This window comes from Sorangium sp. So ce375, from assembly GCF_051473855.1.
Taxonomy (GTDB): Bacteria; Myxococcota_A; Polyangia; order Polyangiales; family Polyangiaceae; genus Sorangium.
The window spans coordinates 7,136,319-7,155,993 of record NZ_CP150335.1; the positions used below are offsets into that span (position 1 = coordinate 7,136,319).

Sequence of the window (19,675 nt, forward strand, 5' to 3'; positions counted from 1 at the left end):
GCCCGGCGTGGCCGCTGAGCGCCATCCCGGCGTGGCCGCTGAGCGCATTGCCTGAGAATTTCACGCGGCTGACCGGAATAGATCCTCATAGGGAGCCGCGAGCTGCGGCCCCGATCAGGAGCTGCGATGAGCGCCAAGGACAGCCCACACCGCGACGACGGCCGGGAGAACGCGCACAACGAGGGGCGGCAAGCCAGGGAGAGCTGGGAGCAGCAGCGGCTACGGGAGCTCGGCCTCGTCGGCATCGAAGAGGATGCGTCGACGTTCTGCCTTCATTGTCGCCGGGAGGTGCTGGAGCAGCTCGCGCGGGCCCAGGCGCGCGGCTCGTTGCTGTTCGATATCGTGAGACGCGAGGGGCTGAGCCCGCTCCCCCTTCACGATACCCGGTCCGAAGCCGAGGGCGTTCGCACGCCAGAGCGCCAGCGCGCTCTCTGGGAACTCACGCTGCACAGGCGCCGCCCCCTGTGGCTCACCCTCGCGGGCCTCACGATCGGCGCGCTGGTCCTCTGGGCGGCGCTCGCCCTCCTGAAGCGCTGAGAGCAAGGAGCCGCTCAACAGCGTTTTCCGCCCCCCTCTGCACCATGCCGAGCAGAGCGGCGGTCACCCGCACAGGAGACGGGCCCAGATCGGCGTTTTCGGCGCGGAAGCGCACTCCTGTGCGCTGAGCACCGAAAACGCCGAGGTGGGCCCGTATCCGAAGCGGGTGACCGCCGCTCTAGCGGCGGAACAGGCCTGACATGAATCGCGATGGCGGCGGGACCTGCCGCGGACGCCACGCCGACGCGGCCACGATGGACACGCCGTTGCGCATCAGCAGGAGCGCGGGCTCATCCCCCCGGACATCGAACCCCTGGCTCAGGCGGAGCGCTCCGCGGACCAGCGACTCGTGCGGCGAGACGCGGACCGGCTCGAAGCCGTTCATGCGGAGGCGGCGCTGCCAGGCGCCCCGGCGCTCGTGCCGCTCGACCCGCGCAGCCCCCTCGCCCACCACCACATTCATCACCTCCTGTCCAAAGAAGACCTGCTCGATGGTCTCCCGTGCGGCGATGTGCGGCGGGAGCAGCGCCTCGAGCGCCTGAAACACCGCATAATAATGGCCGATCGCCTCCGACAGCCGCGGGAGGAACTGGAGCGCGTTGTGCTCCACGTCCGGCTCGATGAGCGTCAGCACGCGCGGCGACAGGGCGCGAATCCTCGTGAGGATGGTGTCGCGGTTCGCGGTCGCGTGCACCGAGGCGTCCGGCACATGGTGCAACGCGAACGCCGCATTGACCGCGATGGGCGCGGTAGAGCGGGACGCGATACGGCTCCAGTCGACGCGCTCCACCGACGACGCGACGCCGTGAAACTCGAAGGGGACCTTCAGCCGCTCCGCCCACCCCCCGATGTACGCGCCCGCCCAGCGCAGGCGCTGCTCGGGATCGGGGCCCCGGCACGGCAAGTCGATACCTGTCAGCCGGACCCGCGGAGGACCGCCAGGCCGGGTCGCCAACCGGTGTAGCAGGAATGGCCACTGCGTACCGCCGCCAACGCCGATGTCGATGACATGGATCTCCCCCTCGTCCTGGAACGCCTCGACGATCGCCGCGTTCGCGCTGAGGTAGCCGAACCGGATGAGCGGCGTCGCGTGTACGAGCAGCTGAAACGCCGCGAGCATGTCCCGCGGCCCAGCGCTGCGCAGGTAGAGGTTGCCGTCGCCGGAGCGATCTCCGTCCAGACGGGCGAGGAGGGCCCGGCCGAACACGCCTGAAATGCGCTCGGACGCGTCCCCCGTATCCGGCTCGGCCCGCAGGATGCCCTCGACGAGCGCCCTGGCGCGCTCGCTATCCCCCGCGTCGATCGCCTCGCCCGCCGCGAGGAGGCGGCTCAGGAACGGGCGGCGACGCGAGTGGGTCTGTCGGGTCCCCGAGCTCGGCTGCTGCCCTGGGCTGGACGCGGTCGAGCTGGTGGGCCCCTCGATGTGCGCTCGTAGGCTGAGAGGCGCCTCTTCGGCCGATACGTGTCTACGGGTCGCGTTCATGGTGTCCAGGGCTGTTCAAGCAGGTAGCCCGCCGTCCTGGCTGGGCGCTCCGCGAGCAGGCGATTTCAGGCGCGAACGCATGACATCGCCCACCTCGCAGGAGCCTGGGGTTTCAATGTTTGCAGATGTCGCTGAGGGAGAGCCGGACGGCGAGCGTGGAGCAGGCGCTCGGCAGCCGGGCGCCCGCGGCAAGGCCGCGAAGCGCAGCGCCCGCCCGTGACGCGACGGGGCCTGAGCTCGCACGGAGACCCGACAGACAACTCTCTGTACATCGATGAAGCCGCCCGCCCGGTCAAGCCCAAGATCATCATTGTGCGTCGCGCCCTCGTCCTCTTGTTCCGCGCGCCGTCCGAGCGTGTCTTTTGGCGGCAGACGTAGGCACTCGTAGGCATCCACGAAGCGACCGCGATCGCGCCGCAGGCGGAAGTCCCCGCCGGCCCCGGCGCGCGCGCGGCACGCGAGGCGCGCGGCCTCGCCGAGGCGGGCATCGCTGCCTCGGCGGCGCCGGCCGCGCGCGGCGCATGGCACACTTCAGCGGTGATCTCATCAGGGTACATCGCGGGCTCCAACGTGGCGAGCACGCGCCGGACTCGTTGAGTTGACCGTGGTCGTGACAGCTCCTCGCCGGGGACGGGGCTTACAGACCACATTACAACCTGCATAACGAGCTCTGTAAAGTCCCTATACATGGGCGTTCGCTCGATCGAGCCCACGTTGCGTCGCCAGATGGAGGCAACCCTGCGACGAGCGCGCGTCTTCGCCCGAGAAACAGCGCCGCGAGGGCCCCTTGGTCTTCAGAAGGAACAAAGCGTTTGCTGGAGGTGATGTATGGAACGGCCGCCCTCTCGGGCTCAGAAGCCTACGCCGGGCGAGACGTGGTCATCGCAAGGCCGCAGGGAGGCGAGCGCTCTCCAGCGACGTCGCGGCACCATTGACGTGCTCCTGTACTTGTGCATGCGACGGCGGGAGCCAGCGGCTCAGTCGTTGTCGGACAGGTCGCTTCCCTCGGCGAAGTGGGAGCGATCGACGCCGTTCTTCTCGAGCCAGCGTCGAATTCGATTCCTGTGCACTCCGAGCCTGGTGGCCGCGCGAGACACGTTGCCTCGTTCGAGGCGAAGCGCCTCGGCGATCTCATCTTCGGGCAACGCCTGCGCTGCGCGCGCCGGTCGCACATCGCCCGCCGTCTGCCGGGCGTGCGATTCGAGCGACTCCGGGCTCAGCCCGACGCCCGCGAGCGAGTCCAGATCCTTGGCCTCGACCGTGCGCCGCCCCTCGTCGAGGGCGCGCGTCACGGCGCGCCGCGCCTCACCGACGAACTCGCGCAGGTTCCCTGGCCAGCGGCGCAGCGCACACGCGATGATCATTGAATGGTGAATCATCGGCGGCGCCATTTGGGCGGCCGCGCCGACCGCCTTTGCGCATTGCGCGAGCAGCCACGGGATCTCCTCGATCCGCTCCCGGAGCGGCGGGAGCCGGACCTCGGGCCGGCCAATGCGGTAGTAGAGGTCGTCCCGGAAGCGGCCCTGGGCGACGCGGGCGCGGAGGTCGTGCGTGGCGGCGCAGATCCGGATCTGCACCGGGCGAGGCGCGACGGCGCCGAGCTCGAGCACCTGCCTTGTGTCGATCGTCCGCAGCAGCTTCGCCTGGACGGCCGCGTCGAGCTCCGCCACCTCGTCGAGGAAGAGCGTCCCTCCGTGGGCGGCCTGCACATAGCCCTCGGTGTCGTGCGTCGCGCCGGAGTAAGCGCCGCGCCTGGCGCCGAAGAGGAGCCGCTCCGCCAGGCCCTCCGGGATGGCCGCGCAGTTGACCGCGACGAACGGGCCGCGCGCCTGCGGCCCCGCCTCGTGGTAGGCGCGCGCCGCGAGCTCCTTGCCCGTGCCGCTCTCGCCCGTCACGAGGAGGCTGTCTCCCCCGGCCGCGGCGCGGATGATCGTGTCGTAGAACAGCTGCAGCCTCGGCCCGAGGACGCTCTCCTTTTCGACGCGCACGCCCCCGCGCGCGAAGCTCCGGATGTCGCTCAGCGCGAGGAAAACCGACGTCCCCGCGCCGACGACCTGGATCGACTCCCTCCGCACCTCGCCGCGGATCGGCTCGCCGTTGACCGACGTCCCGTTGGTGCTGCCGAGATCTTCCACCGTCCACGCGCCCCCGTCGTACGCGATGCGGGCGTGTCGCCGCGACATGAGCGAGTCGTCCATGAGGGGCACCCCGCCGACGCCTCCACGCCCCAGCACCACCGAGCCGCGATCCAGCGGGATAGGAGCGCATCGCGGCTGATCGCCCGAAAAGATCAGGACGATGCCGGGAACAGGCTCGGCGACCGAGGGCTCCGGTGAAACCGAGACGCGGACGGTGGAGTGGTCCATCGGGCGTAATCTTACCCGCTGAAGAACCTGGCCGGCCAGTGGCCGGCCATCCGAAAGGCCCGAAGGCGCCCTCTGGGCAGAACTCCCAGCAAATCCAGGTCGCCCCGTTCGCCAAGTTCGGCACAAGTTGTGCTTGTTCCCTCGGTATGGTGGCCTCTGCAAGAGCTCGCATCCATCGGGACCGGGGGTCCGCCTCCGAGGTGAACATGGGTTCCGGCCGCAACATCGACGAAGCGAGCCGCCGCTCGCCCCGGCGTCTGCACACATCCCGCACCCTGCCGAGCTTCCCTACCCACCCTGGCCTCCAGAGCATCTCCGGCCTCCGCGGCGCGCTCGAGTTCCTGGAGTGGCCGGCGTCCGAGTGGACGCCGAAGGACCTCCAGGACTGGTTCGTGGACCACCTCGTGACCCCGGGCCTGATGAAGCGCCCCCAGATCGTGCGCGAGCCCGGGGCGACGCCCGTCATGCTCGATCCCCGGGCCGACGGCGGCAGCAGCCTCGAGGAGCTGATCCACAAGGCCCGCGGGCGCATCATCGCGGCCCTCCGGGGGCTCATCGCGCCCGTCGCCGACGATCGCTTCCTGAACGCCGCGATCTACGGGGGCAGGGTCCGCCGGGCGGCGGTCGGCGGCCGTCCCGTCTGGGTCGCCTCGCCGCGCGAGATCGACTTCCTCGGCGACATCGTGCTCAGCTTGCTCGCTGCCGACATCCTGCTCGATAGGGAGTTCTATCGCGCACACCTGTGCATCTGCGAGGTGTGCGGAAGGGTGTCATTCAAGGAGACCCCGGACGCGCGAGGCGTATGCGGCGAGCATCGGAGCAGCGTGTCCGGGTTTACGCCGCGGGTGCGCTGAGCGCCTGCGGCGGAGTCGTGACGCTCGAGACGATAAAGGCCGGCTGAAGAGCCGGCCTTCGTCATTTCTATCGCTACGGATCCGGTCCGCCCGTCGCCCGGCGTGGACGGCGCGGCGTCAGTTCGCGTCGAACGAGACCCAGGCGCCCGTAGCCCAGGTGTCATCGGCCTTGAACGCGCCGATGTACTTCGCTCCCGCATCGAAGAAGCCGTCATCGGGCGGGCTCGCCGCGTTCTCGGCGAGCGTGGCCGCAGGCCGGAAGTCGGGCGTGGCGGCGAAGCAGTCGGCGAGCCCAGGATCCTCGGCGCTGTTGGTCGCCTCGCCCTCGAACCACGCGATCTCGTCTTGACCAGCGTCGTCGTCGTCATCGAGCTTCGACTCGGTCGCTGCGTTGGCGTCGGTCTCTTCGTAGGCGATGTTCGCCTCGATGTTGCCGGAGAAGATCGAGCTCGCGAGCTCGACCTCGGTGAGCTCGTTGCGGAGATCCACGCCCGCCTCGAAGCCGGTCACGATGGTGTTGAAGATGTGGGCCTTGGTCGAGCGGCGGAGCAGCATGCCGTACTGCTGCTTGTCGACGTCCTTGTTCTTGCCGCACAGAGTCGCGTTGTAGATCGTCGGCTCGGTGACGGGCGTGTTGGCCGACGAGTCGGCGTCATTATCGCTCTCGAAGCCGTTCGTCTCGTCGGCCACGGACGGATCCTGCTGGAGCGCGAGGAACTGGAGCTTGCCTGTGTAGCCGAGGTCAAAGTCGAAGCCGTCGTCGCCGTTCTGCGCGCAAATGAGGTGCTTCGCGTTGACGGTGCCGCCGAAGAACTCGAAGCAATCGTCGAGGGTGTGGTGCACCATCACGTGATCGACGGTCGTCCCGGAGCCCACGCCGGCGAAGGTGAGGCCGTTGACCTCATTGTCCTGGGAGAGGAGGATCCCGCTGTACTCGATGCGCACGTACTCGAGGACACCGCTGTTGTCCGCCGGCTTGTCGCCACCGTACTCGGTGCCTTCGCCGGTGATGCCCTCGACGGTGGCCTTGCCGCCTTCGACGTTGACGGGCGCCTCGCCGAGCAGGATGACGCCGCCCCAGTCGCCGGCGGCGCGATCACCCTTCTCGCCCTGGCTCGTGAACACGATGGGCTTGCTCGCCGTGCCCTTGGCGTTGATCTTGGCGCCGGGCTTCACGACGAGCGTGGCGAGGCTCACCTTCTCGCCCATGATCTTCGTGCCGGGCTCGATGGTCAGGGTCGCGCCGCGCTCGACAAAGATGATCCCCTTCATGAGGTAGCACTTGTCGGCGGTCCACTTCGTGCTGGCGGTGATCGCCTCGCTGACCTCCACCGGGGTGGAGCAATCGGCGCCGGCATCGCCACCGCCGCCGCCGTCGCCACCGCCGCCCTCGCCGCCACCGCCGCCGTCGCCGCCGCTGGCGGAGCTGCTCGTGGACGAGGTGCTGGTCGTGACCGGAGAGACCGTGTCGTCATCGCCGCACGCGGCGAACGCCGCGACGGAGAGCGCCGAGGCGCAAACCAAGCCCAATTTGAATGTACGCAATTTATTCTACCTCCTTCCCCAACATGGCGTATGCAGGAAAACTCGCGACGAGCGCCGCGTGACGATTCAATGGCAGCTGCTCAGTAGGTGAACGCAGCGCTCAACGTCACAGTCGTCCCGACGCTGTACTGGCTGACGATCTTGCCCTCATCGTCGTCGCTGCCCTGGGTTACGCGGACGGGCGCGTCGATGAGGTTCTCGCCGGCCAGCTTCAGCTCCATGTGCTCGCCGAGGCGCTGGGCCACCGTCAGATCGATCTGGTGCCGTGGCTGCTCGTACTCGTCCGCCAGCCCGCTCTTACCCACCCTCTTGAGCCGGGCGCCGAACACGTTGTAGAGGAGCCGGGCGCTCGTCCCGGTCGACTCTCTGGCGTAGTCGAGCCCTAGGTTCACGACGAAGGGGGATTGCCCCTGGAGCGGGTGCGTCGGGTTGCTCTGGATGGTGACCCCTCCCTCGGTGTCCTCGGGGTCGACCGTCACCTCTGACTGCACGAGCGTGATGTTTCCGAGCGCCGTGACCTCCCGCAGCAGCGGGGCGATGAAGCCCAGGCCCTTCCTGAGCTCGAGCTCGACCCCGGCCACATAACCAGCGTCTCCGTTCACGTAGCTGAGCCTGCCTCTGCCGCTGTTGGGGACGATGATCTCCTCGATCGGATCCTGGAAGTGCTTGTAGAAGACGCTGACCGCGGCCACCTCGCCGGCGGTCGGAAAGATCTCGAAGCGGAGATCGGCGTTCACGACGCTCGTCCGCCTGAGCTCCGGATTGCCTCGCGCCTCCAGCCCGCTGTATCCCTCCTGATACAAGGTCGGGCTGAGCTCGCGGAGCTGGGGTCGAGCCAGCGTCTTGGACACGCCGAGCCTGACATTCGAGCTCGGGCTCGCCTTGATAATCATGTTGGCCGCAGGCAAGAGATCGACCTTATCGCTGTCGGCCTCGATCTCGGGGCTCGCCGGAGAGTACCTGTCGAACGCCCTCAGCGACAGCGTGGAAGCCTCGATCCGGGCGCCGAGCACCGCGCGGAGCCATCGTGTGATGGCGGCGTCCGTCATCACGTAACCGGCGTAGAGATCGCTGTTCGCCGTATAGGAGTCGGTCTCGCGCGTGATCTCCTCGAGCTCGAGCGCCGTGCCGATGTTCTCGTCGGAGAACAGCTGGCCCGGCTCCTGGCGCAGGATCGTCGGGTCCGAGCCCGGGCGCTGCTTGAACCGGAACCGGCGCGCGTTGAACTCGCGCTCTCGAAGGTTGAACAGACCGCCCAACTTCAGCCGGGTCGGGGTGTCCCCGCGTACGAGGGGCTGGGTATAGGAGAGCTGCCCGCCGTAGTTCGTGTCGGTCATATCGCTGAAGAAGTGGGCGCCGCTCAGCGTGCCCTCGTCCCACGAGAGGGCGCCGCTCGCATCGTCCCGGATGTAGACGGTCTCCCTCGTATCGGGCTCGTCCGAGGACGCGCGGGAGATGGACGCCTTCCAGTCGAGACTACCGCCGTCCAGCGCTCCGAAGCGATGCTCCCCCTGGAGCTGACCCAGGGTGAGGGCGCGCGAGATGAACCGCTGCTGCGTGTCGCGAAACGCGCTGCTGCCGTCCAGAGGGTCCCCGCTGATCTCGCTGGCCAGATCCTCCGACGAGCGGCTGTGGAGTCCGGTGATCGTCACCTTGTGGTTCTGATCCGGGTTGTAGGTGACGCTGGCGAAGGTGCCCCAGGACACCTGATCACGGATGCTCCCGGTGCTGGCGTCCATGGTGCGCTCAGGCTCGCCGCCCAGAGGATCGGGCTCGAAGGTGCCGGTGTGCTCGTCAGCGCGCGGCGCGAACTTCCGGCCATAGCTCAGGGTGGCGATGTAACCGAGGCGCTGCTCGCCGCCGAGCTTCAGGGTGTCGCCGACGACCACGCTGCCGCTCCCGTTGGGCGGGGTGAACGACCGCTTCGTCGCCATCGACGAGTTGATCGCCCGTCCATAGGCCGTCATCTCGTCCCTGGAGATGGTGCCGCCGCCCGGCTTGGAGCCGAGCCGCACCACCTTGTAATCGGGGATCTCGCGGGGGAGCGCGCGCGCGCCGCCGTCGATCCCGAGCCAGTCGGTGCTCGATCCTTCGTAGCTCAGGCGATCGCGGAACGTCGCCTGGCTGTTCAGCCCGAGCGACAGCGATCCCTGGAAGAGGAACTCGGTCGGGAGCTCGCGCGTGTTGATCTGGACCGAGCCGCCCACGAAGTCGCCGGGGAGATCGGGCGTGAACGTCTTGACGACGGTGATGTCGCTGAGGACCAGCGACGGGAAGAGATCGAGCGGGACGGCCTGCCGGTCGGGCTCGGGGCTCGGCAGCGGGGCGCCGTTCAGGAGCGCGTTCGTGTAGCGCTCGCCCAGGCCGCGGACGTAGACGTACCTGCCGTCGACCACGGTCGCGCCGACGATGCGCTTCGCGGCCTCGGCGGCGTTGCGATCGGGTGTCTTGGCGATCTCCTTCGCGCCGACGGCGTCGCCCACGTGGGCCGCGTTCTTCCGGATGAGCAGCTGCGCCGCGACGCTCGCGCGCTCCGGCTCGAACTCGACCTCGATGACCTCCTCTGTCTGCTGATCTGGATCGAGGCCGACATCGACCTGGATCACCTGCCCTGCGGTCACCCGCACGTCCTGCACGCGCTGAGGCTTGTGCGCCTCGTACCAGACCCGCAGCTGATGGGTCCCCGGCGGCAGCTCCAGGCGAAACCGCCCGTCGAGGTCTGCGATGGCCTTGAGCTTCGTCCCGACGACCGACACCTGGGCGTCGAGCAGGGGCTCCTTCGTGGCGGTGTCCGTGACGACGCCCCACACCACGCCTTTCCCCGCGGGCGGCGGGCGCGACGGGCTCGGCTCGTCGAGCCCCGCGGCGTCCTCCGCCGCAGGGCCGCCGGCCTGGGGCGCCGCGCCATCCGGCGGCGGCGCGGCGGCTCCGGGGTCGCCCTGCGCGAGGGCCGTGGCCCCCCAGCAAAGCGGTGTCACCAGCGCTGCGACTACCCCCGAGATCCTTCTGCGAATCATGCACCTGTCCCTTCGCGCGCTCCGAGCCCGGGGCGCGACTTTCGATTCGATGGCTGGGCGCACCCGCGCCCGTCTGATGAGGAGAGCGGAGAGCCAGCTCCCCACCGCCCTCTCCCGTGCACCCCGCCGCGATCGCGCGCTCGAGCGGCGCGCGGCGGCTCCCGCGCGCGCCTCGACTCGGCCTCATCGGGCCTCTGCGCTGGCTCAGCGCGCGGGCTTCTCGGTCAGCACGGCGATCGTCTTGGCGCCGCCCATGCGCGCGGCGTCCATGGCCTCCACGGCGATCGCATAGACCGCCTCGTCATCCGCGTCGAAGTAAAGAACGTTGTCCGAGCGCGCCGCGAAGATGCGGGCGAGCCGCTCCTTCAGCTCCGCGCGCTGCACCTCGGCCTGATTGATGCGGAGGACGCCGCGCTGGTCCACCGTGAGCACCACGGGCTTATCGGCGTCGATGGGAGGCGGCGCGAGCCTCGCGGTGTCGTCCTTCTTCGGCAGGTTCAGCCAGAACTGCTTCGCGAGCAGCGGCGTCACGACCATGAAGATGATGAGGAGCACGAGCACCACGTCGACGAGCGGCGTCACGTTCATGCTCGGCGCGACGCCGCCCTTCTTGCCACCGCCCTGCGGAACGCTCATCCCCACGGCGCTATCCCTCCTCCGGCTCCGCTGACGCCCCGCCGCCCCGCTGGCTCACCTGCAGCGAGATCCCGGCGAAGCCGACCTCCTGGCACAACGCGAAGGTCTCCCTCACGCGGCCGTACCTCACCGAGGAGTCGCCCTTGATGACCACCCGGCGCTCCGGCTCGGCGGCGCGGATGGCCCGCAGCCGCTCGCCGAGCAGCCCGAGATCCGCGACGGCCTCCTTCTCGAGGAACACGGTGCCTGCGCCGGTGATCGTCACGTAGATCGGATCGAGCTTCGATTTCGACTTCGGATCCGGCTGAAACACCGCCGGGAGCTCGACCCGCTCGCCGTGCTCCATCTGGGGCGCGATCACCATGAAGATGATGAGGAGCACGAGCACCACGTCGACGAGCGGCGTGACGTTGATCTCCGGCTCAGGCGGCTGCTGCCGACCCGAGCGACTGCTCTCCGCTCGAACGCCCATGCTCGTTCTCCATCTCGTCGATGAGCTCACCCGCGCTGCGCTCGAGCGCGAGCTCCACCGCGGCGATGCGGGTGGTGAGGTAGTTGAAGCAAAGCACCGCCGGGATGGCGACCCCGAGCCCGAGCGCGGTGACGATGAGCGCCTCGGCGATGCCGGCGCTCACGGCGCCGAGGCCGCCCGAGCCGGTCGAGGCGATGGTCTGGAAGGCCGTGATGATGCCGACGACCGTGCCGAGCAACCCGACGAACGGGGCCACCGAGCCCACCGTCGCCAGCACCGAAAGGCCGCGGCGCAAGTCGGCGGAGATCGCCTCCCGACGGCGCGACACCTCGCGGCGCGCGAGCTCCACCGGAGGCACGCCGCCCTCGCCAGCCTCGACGGCGCGCTGGAAGCGGCGCACGGCCGCGCCGACGAGCCGGGCGAGCGCGGAGCGCCCGTACCCGTCGGCGATCGAGACGAGCTGCGCGGTGTCCCACGCCTCCATCACGGGCCGCGCCTCCTTCGCGAAGCGCCGGGTCTCCGACGCCTGGCGCGCGAGCGCGATGAGCCGCTCCACCACGACGGCGACGCTCGCCAGCGCCATGAGCACGAGGGCGAACGCCACGAGCTTGCTCAAAAGCCCCATGGTCGCCCAGATGTGCCCGAGATCAAACTGCATCATGGCTAACCTCCTTCGTTCCTCTCGCGAGAGGCCGCGTCCGCGGCCGCGCGCTCGACGTCATCTCTTCGCCTTGAACGGGATCCTGACCGTCTTGAAGGTCGACACCGGCCTCCCCTCGTGGATCGCCGGCCGGTAGCGCCACGTCTTCACCGTCGCGAGCACCACGTCGTTGAACAGCGGATGGCCGCGGACGATGGTGACGTTCGTGACCTCGCCCGTCTCGGTCACCACGAACCTGACGACCACCGTCGCCTCGATCCCCGCGCTCCGCGCCGCTTCAGGGATGGGAGGGAGCGAATTGGAGAGCGCGACCGGCGGCGTCGCGTTCTCGGGGAGGTGAATCGGCCCCCTCGGCTGTGGCGGAGGAGGCGGTGCTGGCGGCGCCGGTGGCGCGGCCACGGCGGCCGTTCCCGTGCCGCCGGGGACCCCGCCGGGCACGCCGCCCGGTACGCCTCCCGGCTCTCCGTAGGTGTCGTCGTCGCTCGGCTTGGCCTGCCCCGGGTCCGCCTCCGCCGGCGCCTCGCTGGGCACCGCCGTCGGCGCGACGAGCGCCGGGCGCCTAGGCGCCGCGGGACGAGGCGCCGGAGCCTCCGCGGCGGGCGGCGGGGGCGCGGGCGCCGGCGCGGGGGGCGGCGCGTCAGGGAGCCGCGTAGCGAGCTTGACGTCGACCACCTCCTCCTCGGGCGGAGGAGGCGCGATCGCGCCGCTCAGGCGCGCTGCAGTCAGCGCGATGGCCGCGAACAGCAAGAGCCCTGCCGCGTACCCGATCGCGAGGCGCTTCACCCGGTCAGGATCGGCCTCCCCCGCATTCCACGTCTCAAGGTGCATCGCGGCTCCCGGCGCCCGCTGGCGACAACACCAGAGCTCCACTGGACCTCATGAGATGGACCGGCCGGCTCCAACGGTATCGCCCAGCATGTGAATCACCGTCTGCACGGTACACTGACCGTCGTTGCGACCCGGTGACGGTGGGGCAACGATTGTCGTGCTCGCCCGGCAGGACGCTCAGGCGCTGCGGCTCTCGGGGAGATCGGGGGAGGCGGCGAATCGATAGCCGATACCGCGGACGGTCTGGATGTAATCGCCCGCACGGCGCAGCTTGTCACGAAGCCGCTTGACGTGGGTGTCCACGGTCCTCGTCGTGATGCTCACGTCGATGCCCCAGACGCCATCGAGCAGCGCGGTGCGCGTCTGCACGCGCTCGCGCGCCTCGTACAGCGCGACGAGGAGCTTGAACTCGAGGAGCGTCAGCTCGACCTCCTCGCGCTCGACCCACACGCGGTGAGCGCCCTCGTCGATCCGCAGGCACCCGAACTCGATGCTCCGCTCCCCGTCCTCGGAGGACTTCGCGCGGCGGAGGACAGCTTGCACTCGCAGCACGAGCTCTCGCACGCTGAACGGCTTGACGACGTAATCGACGGCGCCGAGCTCGAAGCCGACGATGCGGTCGACCTCGTCCCCTCGGGCCGAGACGATCATCACGGGGATCCGCTGGGTGTCCTCGCTCTGCTGGAGAGCGCGGCACACCTCGGTCCCCGAGATGTCAGGCAGCATGAGGTCGAGCAGGACGAGATCGGGCCGCTGGTCCAGCGCCAACCGGACCCCCTCACCCCCCTGCCCCGCCAGGAGCACCTCATGCCCGGCTTGCCTGAGGTTGTAATCGAGCACCTTCTGGAGCGCCGGCTCGTCCTCGATGACTAAAATCCGCGCCATGGTGAAGAGCGCGTGTACCCGAGCGATGTGACGGACCGATGACCATATGGCAACAGGGCGGTGCGGCAGTGAAAAGACCGCACGGGGACGCGGGCGCAGCGGACGCGCGGGCGCGCGACGAGATGTCGCACGGACGCGCAGACGCGCAGACGCGCAGACGCGCACACGCGCACACGCGCAGACGCGCAGACGCGCAGACGCGCAGACGCGCACACGCGCACACGCGCAGACGCGCAGACGCGCAGACGGCGAGACGCGGCGGGCGCGCGACGAGCTGTCGCGCGCCCGTGCGCGCTGCGAAAGGTCCGCACGGGCGGGGCGAGATGCGCTAGTCTCGTCGGGATGCTGCGAACTTTGCGACTCATCGCGGCCGACGTGCGCCAGAAGGCCACATGGTGCTACGGCAGCGATCCACTGCCGACCATCCTGAAGACGCTGGCGACGGACGGCACGGCGGCGATGGTCCTCTACCGGTTCACGCAGGCCGCGCGAGCCCACCGGATGCCGGTGCTCGAGATGGTGCTCAACAAGGCGACCAACCTGGCCGGCGGCTGCGTCATCGGGCGCGGAGCGGACTTCGGGCCGGGCTTCGTGCTCATCCACTCGAACGGCGTCGTGATCAACGGCAACGTCCGCGGTGGATCGAACGTGCTCATCGAGCATCAGGTGACGATCGGCGCCGATCGGCGGCAGACACCGGTGCTCGGGAGCGACCTCTTCATCGGCGCTGGGGCGAAGATCGTCGGCGGTGTCACGGTCGGCGACGGCGCCAAGATCGGCGCCAACGCCGTGGTCGTGCACGATGTTGCGCCGAACACCACGGTCGTGGGCATCCCTGCGAAGCCCGTGCAGCGACGCGAGGATCGAGCCGCCCAGCCCGCCGCGCGCCCTGCCACGGACGAAACGAACACCTCGCGCAGCTGACCCGGCGCCACGGCCGCGCCTCCGATCAACACCTCGCGCAGCTGCCCCGGCCGCCACCGCGGCGCTTGCGTTTCCAGAGCGGCGGTCACCCGCACAGGAGACGGGCCCAGATCGGCGTTTTCGGCGCGGAAGCGCACGAAAGGGCGCTGAGCACCGAAAACGTCGAGGTGGGCTCGTCTCCGACGCGGGGGACCGCCGCTCTAGCGGGGGGATCGGGCTAGGAGCTCTTGCCTGAGCTGCGCGATCTCGTGCCGGAGCGGGCCGATGAAATCGGCGCTCAGCGTCCGGTTCCGCCCCTGCATCGCGCGCGCCGTGTGCCACTTGCTGAGCGCGAGCCGCGCGCCGGCGCGGATGAAGCTCCGCCCCGTGGCGCCGCGCCAGCCCAGGGTGCACCGGAGCCGGCCGATCGGCGAGCAAACGAGCTCGAGCTCGTCCTGGGTGAGCATGCCGAGCGCGACCTCATCGCGCAGATGATCCCGGATCACCCAGCCCTTGCGGATCACAAGCGCCACGATGATCCCGAAGAACGTCGCGACGAAGCAGAGCCAGAGCAGGAGCCACGGAATGAAGATGTCCCCCATCGCGCGCCCCAGCGCGGTGGGGAGGAAGTTCCACACCGCGTGCAGCGCGACGCCGAGCAGGTAGCCGCCGATCGGGGCCGCTACGCGCACCCAGGTCTTCGACGACTCCCGCGCGAGCCCGAAGCCGAGGCCGGTCATCGACGTGAACAGCGGGTGGAGCCAGGGCGTGAAGACGCCCCGCAGGACGAACGTGCCGGCGAGCGCGTCCTGGCCTTGCATCGAGGCGCGCGCGTAATAGAGCACGTTCTCCACCGCGGCGAAGCCGAGCGCGCAGAACGTGGCGTAGATGATGCCGTCGACGATGCCGTCGAACTCCCGGCGCAGGAAGTAGAAGAAGCCGAACACGCCGAGCCCCTTGAAGAGCTCCTCTGCGAACGGCGCGCTGACCGACGCGCTGACGAGCTCGCCGATCGACTCGCCGAAGTTGCTGGAGACGCCGACATGGACGCCGGTGTTGATCAGGATCGAGAAGCCGGTCGCCGCGAGCGCGCCCCAGAGGAACGCCATCAGCAGGCACCACCACGGCTCGGGATCGTACCGATCGATGACCATCGGGACGAAGAGGTAGAGGGCGAGCGGAGGGAACGCGAAGAGCGCCCCGATGAGCATGGCTCCCAGCATGCTCCCGCCGGACTCGATCACGCCGAGGAGCGTGAAGAAGACGTTGAGGACCGCACCCGCGATGAGGCCGGCGGCCCACAGCCACAGCCCGGCGATGCGCAGCCGGCGGTCGGGATCGAGCCTCCGAACGACCGCTGGGTAGCCTGCGTGGTGCTGCGCGTGCCCCTGCGGCGCAGGCCCATAGCCCTGCGCATGCGCGTGCCGCTGCGGCCCAGGCCCGTAACCTTGAGGCGCCTGCGCGTACGCGTGCCCCTGCGGCTCGGGCCCGTAACCCTGCGCATGCGCGTGCCCCTGCGGCCCAGGCCCGTAACCCTGCGCATGCGCGTGTCCCTGCGGCCCAGGCCCGTAACCCTGCGCATGCGCGTGTCCCTGCGGCCCAGGCCCGTAACCCTGCGCATGCGCGTGTCCCTGCGGCCCAGGCCCGTAACCCTGCGGCGCGTGCACAACCGCGTGCCCCTGCGGCCCAGGCCCGTACCCCTGCGCATGCGCGTGCCCCTGCGGCCCAGGTCCGTAGCCCTGCGCATGCGCGTGTCCGTGCGGCCCAGGTCCGTAGCCCTGCGCATGCGCGTGCCCCTGCATCCCAGGCCCGTGGCCCTGCGGCGCCTGTACAACCGCGTGCCCTTGCATCCCAGGCCCGTACCCCTGCGGCGCGTGCACAACCGCGTGCCCCTGCGGCCCAGGCCCGTAGCCCTGCTGCCCGAACGGCGGCTGTCCCATCGGGCTCTGCCCCGCACCTTGCGCGGGATACCCCGAAGCGACCTGCCCGCCCCCAGGCTGCGCGCGCTCGCTCAGGCGCTCCGCCGGCCGGGGTTGTTGCGGCACGCCTGGGGAATCGGGACGATGTCCGTGGGGGTTGTTCATAGATCGAGCGCTCTCGCGAAATCCTCGTGAACGCGGGTGACCGTTCAGCCGAGGCGAATCCCCGCCGCGCGCGTGGAGCCGAAAGCAGCGGTGACGATCCGTGTCGGGCGACGACAGCCTCGGAGCTGCCGCTCATGCCCGCAGGATCGAAGTATCACGCAATATTTCTACCACGGCGGGGACGCGCCGGGCATATATCCCAGCAGCTTTGGCGCGGCGCGCCGCCGGCTGAGGAGCGCAGGGACTGAGGGGGCTGTGACGCTCCGCTTCCGCGGGCTGTCGGCGGGGTGACGCGGCGACAGCTTCTCCGCGTCGGAAACGTGGCTGAAAACCGTCAGGGGCGGACGACGCGCGTGCCCGGCGGGGGCGTGAAATCGAACTCGGTCTTCGCGACCGGCTGATTGACGACCGGCGACGTGAAATCGAACCGGTTCCGGTTGCCCTGAGCGTCGAGGATCAGCACGCGGCGGACCTGGTTGGTCTGCCCGTCCACGTAGAGGAGCATCTTTTGATACGCAGGGGTCGCCTCCTTCGGCGTCCCCTCGAGGACATAGCCGCCCTCGAACTTCATCTGCCCAGAATCCAGCAGGCGCAGCGAGAAATCCTTCGTCAGCTGCCCCTTGCCCATGAGGAACGCGAGCGCCGCCGGGTACTGAGAGCCCTTCACCGGGGTCTCGAACATCTGCTCGTTGTCCTTCTCGTAGACCTTGATCGTGTCGCCGTCGGAGACGACCCGGTTTCCGTTCGGCGCGTCGTAGATCCAGCTCATTTTGCCGGGCTTCTCGAAGGTCACCTTGCCGGTGGAGACCTTCTTCACGTCCTGGACCTTGATCGTGTAGGTCTGCGTGAAGCTCGCCTTGAAGGTCTTCGTGGAGTCGTAGAACTGCTGGACGCGCCTGCCGAGCTCTTCGGCGGTGGGACCCGCGGCCTGGGACTCGCCGGCGGTCGCGAGCACGACCGTGAGGGGCGCCGTCAGCCCGATGAGGCACGCGGCGGCGAGGCGGTTGAGTGAGGTTCGCGTCATCCTTCCCGATCTCCTTTGATGTCCAGAGGCGTGTCGCCCCTGCTCGTCGGCGACAGGGATGCCGGCGATTCTCCGCCGGTTCCCTGGCAGCCGCGCCCTCGCTGAAGCCGGGGCGCGCCGCACATGTTCATGTTGGACGCGGCGTGGGGGCGTCCCATGCAGGCTCCATAGCACACGGTGTGTGCGCCCGGACCGCCCAGGCCGCGCCAGCCAGCCCTCACGCAACCGAGGCGCCGCGCCCGGCGGTCCCCCACGTGCAACCCCGCGTCGACCGACGTTCAGCCGACGCGCGCCCGTCGCGGCCGGGCTCGGCGCGGGACGGGCGCGCCCGACGCCGCCAGCGCGGCCGCGAAGCCCGCGGCGCTGAGGTGGGTCATCGCGATGGCCAGCGCGTCGGCCGCGTCCGGCCGAGGGGGCGCAGCGAGGCGCAGGACCGCGGTCATCACCTGCGCCACCTGCGCCTTCTCGGCCGCGCCCCGGCCGACGATGGTCCGCTTCACCAGCGCCGGCGGATACTCCGAGATCGGCACGCCGGCCCGCGCCAGCCGCAGCAGCACGACCCCGCGCGCGTGACCGAGCTTCGCCGCGCTCTGCGCGTCCTTCGCGAAGAACAGGCTCTCCACCGCCGCCGCGTCGGGCGCGTGCGACGCGATCACCTTCCCGAGCTCGTCGTCGATCTCCACGAGCCGGCCGGCGAACGTCCCGCTCGTGTCGATGTCGATGACGCCGTGCGCGACGTGCTCGATGCGCGTGCCTTGCCGCACCAGCACGCCCCAGCCGAGGTGGCGCGAGCCGGGATCGATGCCGAGGACCCGCATCGGCTCAGCAGGCCCCGTGCGAGGGCGCCGTGACGTGGGTCGGGAAGCCCGGCGAGCGCTCGGATCCCCCGTCGCGCTCGCCTCGCTCGGCCGCCTCGAGCGCGCGCCGCGGGAAGATCTTGTGCGGGTTGAGCAGGCCCTTCGGGTCGAACACCGCCTTGATCCTGCGCTCGATCGCGATGAGCTCCGGCGACTGCTCGAGCGCGAGGAACTCCGCCTTCGACGTCCCGATGCCGTGCTCGCCGCTCAGCGTGCCGCGCATGCCGATCACCGCGCGGAACAGGCGCGACAGCGCCGTCTCCACCTGGGGGACGAGGTCCGGCTCGTTCCAGAGCAGGTTGACGTGGAGGTTGCCATCCCCGGCGTGGCCGTACGTGAGCATGCGGACGCCGGTCGCCGCCGAGATCTCCGCGACCTCGTCGAGCAGCGCCGGGATCTTGTCGCGCGGGACCACGACGTCCTCCGAGATCTTATAGCGCGCCATGGCGCGCGTCGTGGGCGAGAGCTGGCGGCGCGCCTCCCAGAGCCGCTCGCGCTGCGCCTCGTCCTGCGCGACGAGCACGTCGAGCGCCCCGGCGTCCATGCAGACCTCCCCCACCCGCTCGGCCTGGACCTCGCAGTCCGCGGGCTCGCCGTCGACCTCGATGATGAGCATCGCGCCTGCGCGCTCGTCGACCCCGACGCCGCGCGCGCGGACCGCGTCGAGCGTGGGGCGATCGAGCAGCTCGAGGCAGCGCGGCACGACGCCGGCGGCGACGAGGGCGCTCACCGCGCGCCCGCTGGCGCGCACGTCCGGGAACAGGCAGAGCAGCGTCATGACCGACGGGGGCTTCGCGATGAGCCGGAGCGTCGCCTCCGTCGTGATCGCCAGCGTGCCCTCGCTGCCGACGAGCAGCGCCGTGACGTCGTACCCCGTCACGCCCTTCACCGTGCGCCGGCCGGTGCGGAGGCGCGTGCCATCGATGAGGATCGCGTCGAGCCCGAGCACGTACTCGCGCGTGACGCCGTACTTGAAGGCGCGCGGACCGGCGGCGTTCTCGGCGATGTTGCCGCCGAGCGCGCACATCTTGAGCGAGTTCGGATCGGGCGGGTAGAAGAGCCCCTCGGCCTCCACCGCCGCGTGCAGATCGGCGAGGATGACGCCCGGCTCGACCACCGCGATCTGCTCCTCGCGGCTGATCTCCTTGATGGAGCTCATGCCGATCGTGGCGATGACGATCCCGCCCCCGACCGGCACCGCGCCGCCCGACTTGCCGCTGCCGGCGGCGCGCGGCACGACCGGCACCTCCGCCTCGCTCGCCGCCCTCACCGCCTTCTCGATGTCGGCCGCCGACGACGCGAGCACGACCGCATCCGGGCTCACCGGCGGCTGATCCGACTCGTCCCCCGCATAAGCGGCGCACCCTTCGGCCGACGTGATGACCTTCGAGGGGCCGAGCGCGCGCTCGAGGAGCCGGCGCGCCTTGTCGATGGCCGACGCCGACGGGCGGGGGAACGTGGGGTGACGTCGCATCTCCCCCATTTACCGCGGATCGCGCGGCGATGCTGGAGGGATCCGCGCG

General features: G+C 70.1%; 16 protein-coding genes. 3 read left to right on the forward strand and 13 right to left on the reverse strand.

What is annotated here, in order from left to right:
* Nucleotides 1-126 precede the first annotated feature (126 nt).
* Nucleotides 127-537, forward strand: a complete 411-nt coding sequence (locus WME90_RS26505; protein ID WP_437274785.1) for a hypothetical protein — start codon at nucleotides 127-129, stop codon at nucleotides 535-537.
* A 178-nt stretch (nucleotides 538-715) separates the two neighbouring features.
* On the opposite strand, the gene WME90_RS26510 is transcribed toward WME90_RS26505, so the two are convergent.
* Nucleotides 716-2,020 carry a GRAS family protein gene (locus WME90_RS26510; RefSeq protein WP_437274786.1) on the reverse strand — a complete coding sequence of 435 codons (1,305 nt, stop codon included), beginning with the start codon at nucleotides 2,018-2,020 and terminating at the stop codon, nucleotides 716-718.
* 977 nt (nucleotides 2,021-2,997) lie between these two features.
* Entirely contained in the window at nucleotides 2,998-4,386 is a 1,389-nt protein-coding gene (locus WME90_RS26515) for a sigma 54-interacting transcriptional regulator (RefSeq protein ID WP_437274787.1), read from the reverse strand.
* Between the two features lie 206 nt (nucleotides 4,387-4,592).
* On the opposite strand from WME90_RS26515, the gene WME90_RS26520 reads away from it, so the two are divergent.
* Entirely contained in the window at nucleotides 4,593-5,240 is a 648-nt protein-coding gene (locus WME90_RS26520; protein ID WP_437274788.1) for a hypothetical protein, read from the forward strand.
* A 117-nt stretch (nucleotides 5,241-5,357) separates the two neighbouring features.
* Here the strand turns inward: WME90_RS26520 and WME90_RS26525 are convergent, their stop codons facing one another.
* From WME90_RS26525 to WME90_RS26555, 7 genes are all read right to left on the reverse strand, one after another.
* Nucleotides 5,358-6,764, reverse strand: coding sequence for a T9SS C-terminal target domain-containing protein (locus tag WME90_RS26525; protein WP_437274789.1), 1,407 nt, complete (start codon nucleotides 6,762-6,764; stop codon nucleotides 5,358-5,360).
* Between the two features lie 101 nt (nucleotides 6,765-6,865).
* Nucleotides 6,866-9,802 (reverse strand): TonB-dependent receptor domain-containing protein, encoded by a 2,937-nt coding sequence (locus tag WME90_RS26530; RefSeq protein WP_437274790.1) that lies wholly within the window; start codon nucleotides 9,800-9,802, stop codon nucleotides 6,866-6,868.
* A 204-nt stretch (nucleotides 9,803-10,006) separates the two neighbouring features.
* The gene (locus WME90_RS26535; RefSeq protein ID WP_437274791.1) at nucleotides 10,007-10,438 is read right to left on the reverse strand and encodes an ExbD/TolR family protein; all 432 of its coding nucleotides are present in this window, start codon (nucleotides 10,436-10,438) and stop codon (nucleotides 10,007-10,009) included.
* A gap of 10 nt (nucleotides 10,439-10,448) precedes the next feature.
* The gene (locus WME90_RS26540) at nucleotides 10,449-10,910 is read right to left on the reverse strand and encodes an ExbD/TolR family protein (RefSeq protein ID WP_437274792.1); all 462 of its coding nucleotides are present in this window, start codon (nucleotides 10,908-10,910) and stop codon (nucleotides 10,449-10,451) included.
* Nucleotides 10,861-11,571 (reverse strand): MotA/TolQ/ExbB proton channel family protein, encoded by a 711-nt coding sequence (locus WME90_RS26545; RefSeq protein ID WP_437274793.1) that lies wholly within the window; start codon nucleotides 11,569-11,571, stop codon nucleotides 10,861-10,863. The genes WME90_RS26540 and WME90_RS26545 overlap by 50 nt, the downstream gene beginning before the upstream one ends.
* Before the next feature lie 57 nt (nucleotides 11,572-11,628).
* The gene (locus WME90_RS26550; RefSeq protein ID WP_437274794.1) at nucleotides 11,629-12,399 is read right to left on the reverse strand and encodes an energy transducer TonB; all 771 of its coding nucleotides are present in this window, start codon (nucleotides 12,397-12,399) and stop codon (nucleotides 11,629-11,631) included.
* Nucleotides 12,400-12,576: 177 nt separating this feature from the next.
* The gene (locus WME90_RS26555) at nucleotides 12,577-13,284 is read right to left on the reverse strand and encodes a response regulator (protein ID WP_437274795.1); all 708 of its coding nucleotides are present in this window, start codon (nucleotides 13,282-13,284) and stop codon (nucleotides 12,577-12,579) included.
* 342 nt (nucleotides 13,285-13,626) lie between these two features.
* On the opposite strand from WME90_RS26555, the gene WME90_RS26560 reads away from it, so the two are divergent.
* Nucleotides 13,627-14,208 carry a serine O-acetyltransferase gene (locus WME90_RS26560; RefSeq protein WP_437274796.1) on the forward strand — a complete coding sequence of 194 codons (582 nt, stop codon included), beginning with the start codon at nucleotides 13,627-13,629 and terminating at the stop codon, nucleotides 14,206-14,208.
* A 200-nt stretch (nucleotides 14,209-14,408) separates the two neighbouring features.
* Here WME90_RS26560 and WME90_RS26565 read toward each other — a convergent pair whose 3' ends face one another.
* From WME90_RS26565 to WME90_RS26580, 4 genes are all read right to left on the reverse strand, one after another.
* Nucleotides 14,409-15,854, reverse strand: coding sequence for a PrsW family glutamic-type intramembrane protease (locus WME90_RS26565; RefSeq protein ID WP_437274797.1), 1,446 nt, complete (start codon nucleotides 15,852-15,854; stop codon nucleotides 14,409-14,411).
* Between the two features lie 751 nt (nucleotides 15,855-16,605).
* Nucleotides 16,606-17,295 carry a LolA family protein gene (locus WME90_RS26570; protein WP_437274798.1) on the reverse strand — a complete coding sequence of 230 codons (690 nt, stop codon included), beginning with the start codon at nucleotides 17,293-17,295 and terminating at the stop codon, nucleotides 16,606-16,608.
* Nucleotides 17,296-17,573: 278 nt separating this feature from the next.
* Nucleotides 17,574-18,113, reverse strand: coding sequence for a crossover junction endodeoxyribonuclease RuvC (gene ruvC, locus WME90_RS26575; protein ID WP_437274799.1), 540 nt, complete (start codon nucleotides 18,111-18,113; stop codon nucleotides 17,574-17,576).
* Nucleotides 18,114-18,117: 4 nt separating this feature from the next.
* Nucleotides 18,118-19,626 (reverse strand): FAD-binding oxidoreductase, encoded by a 1,509-nt coding sequence (locus WME90_RS26580; RefSeq protein ID WP_437274800.1) that lies wholly within the window; start codon nucleotides 19,624-19,626, stop codon nucleotides 18,118-18,120.
* Between the last annotated feature and the right edge of the window lie 49 nt (nucleotides 19,627-19,675).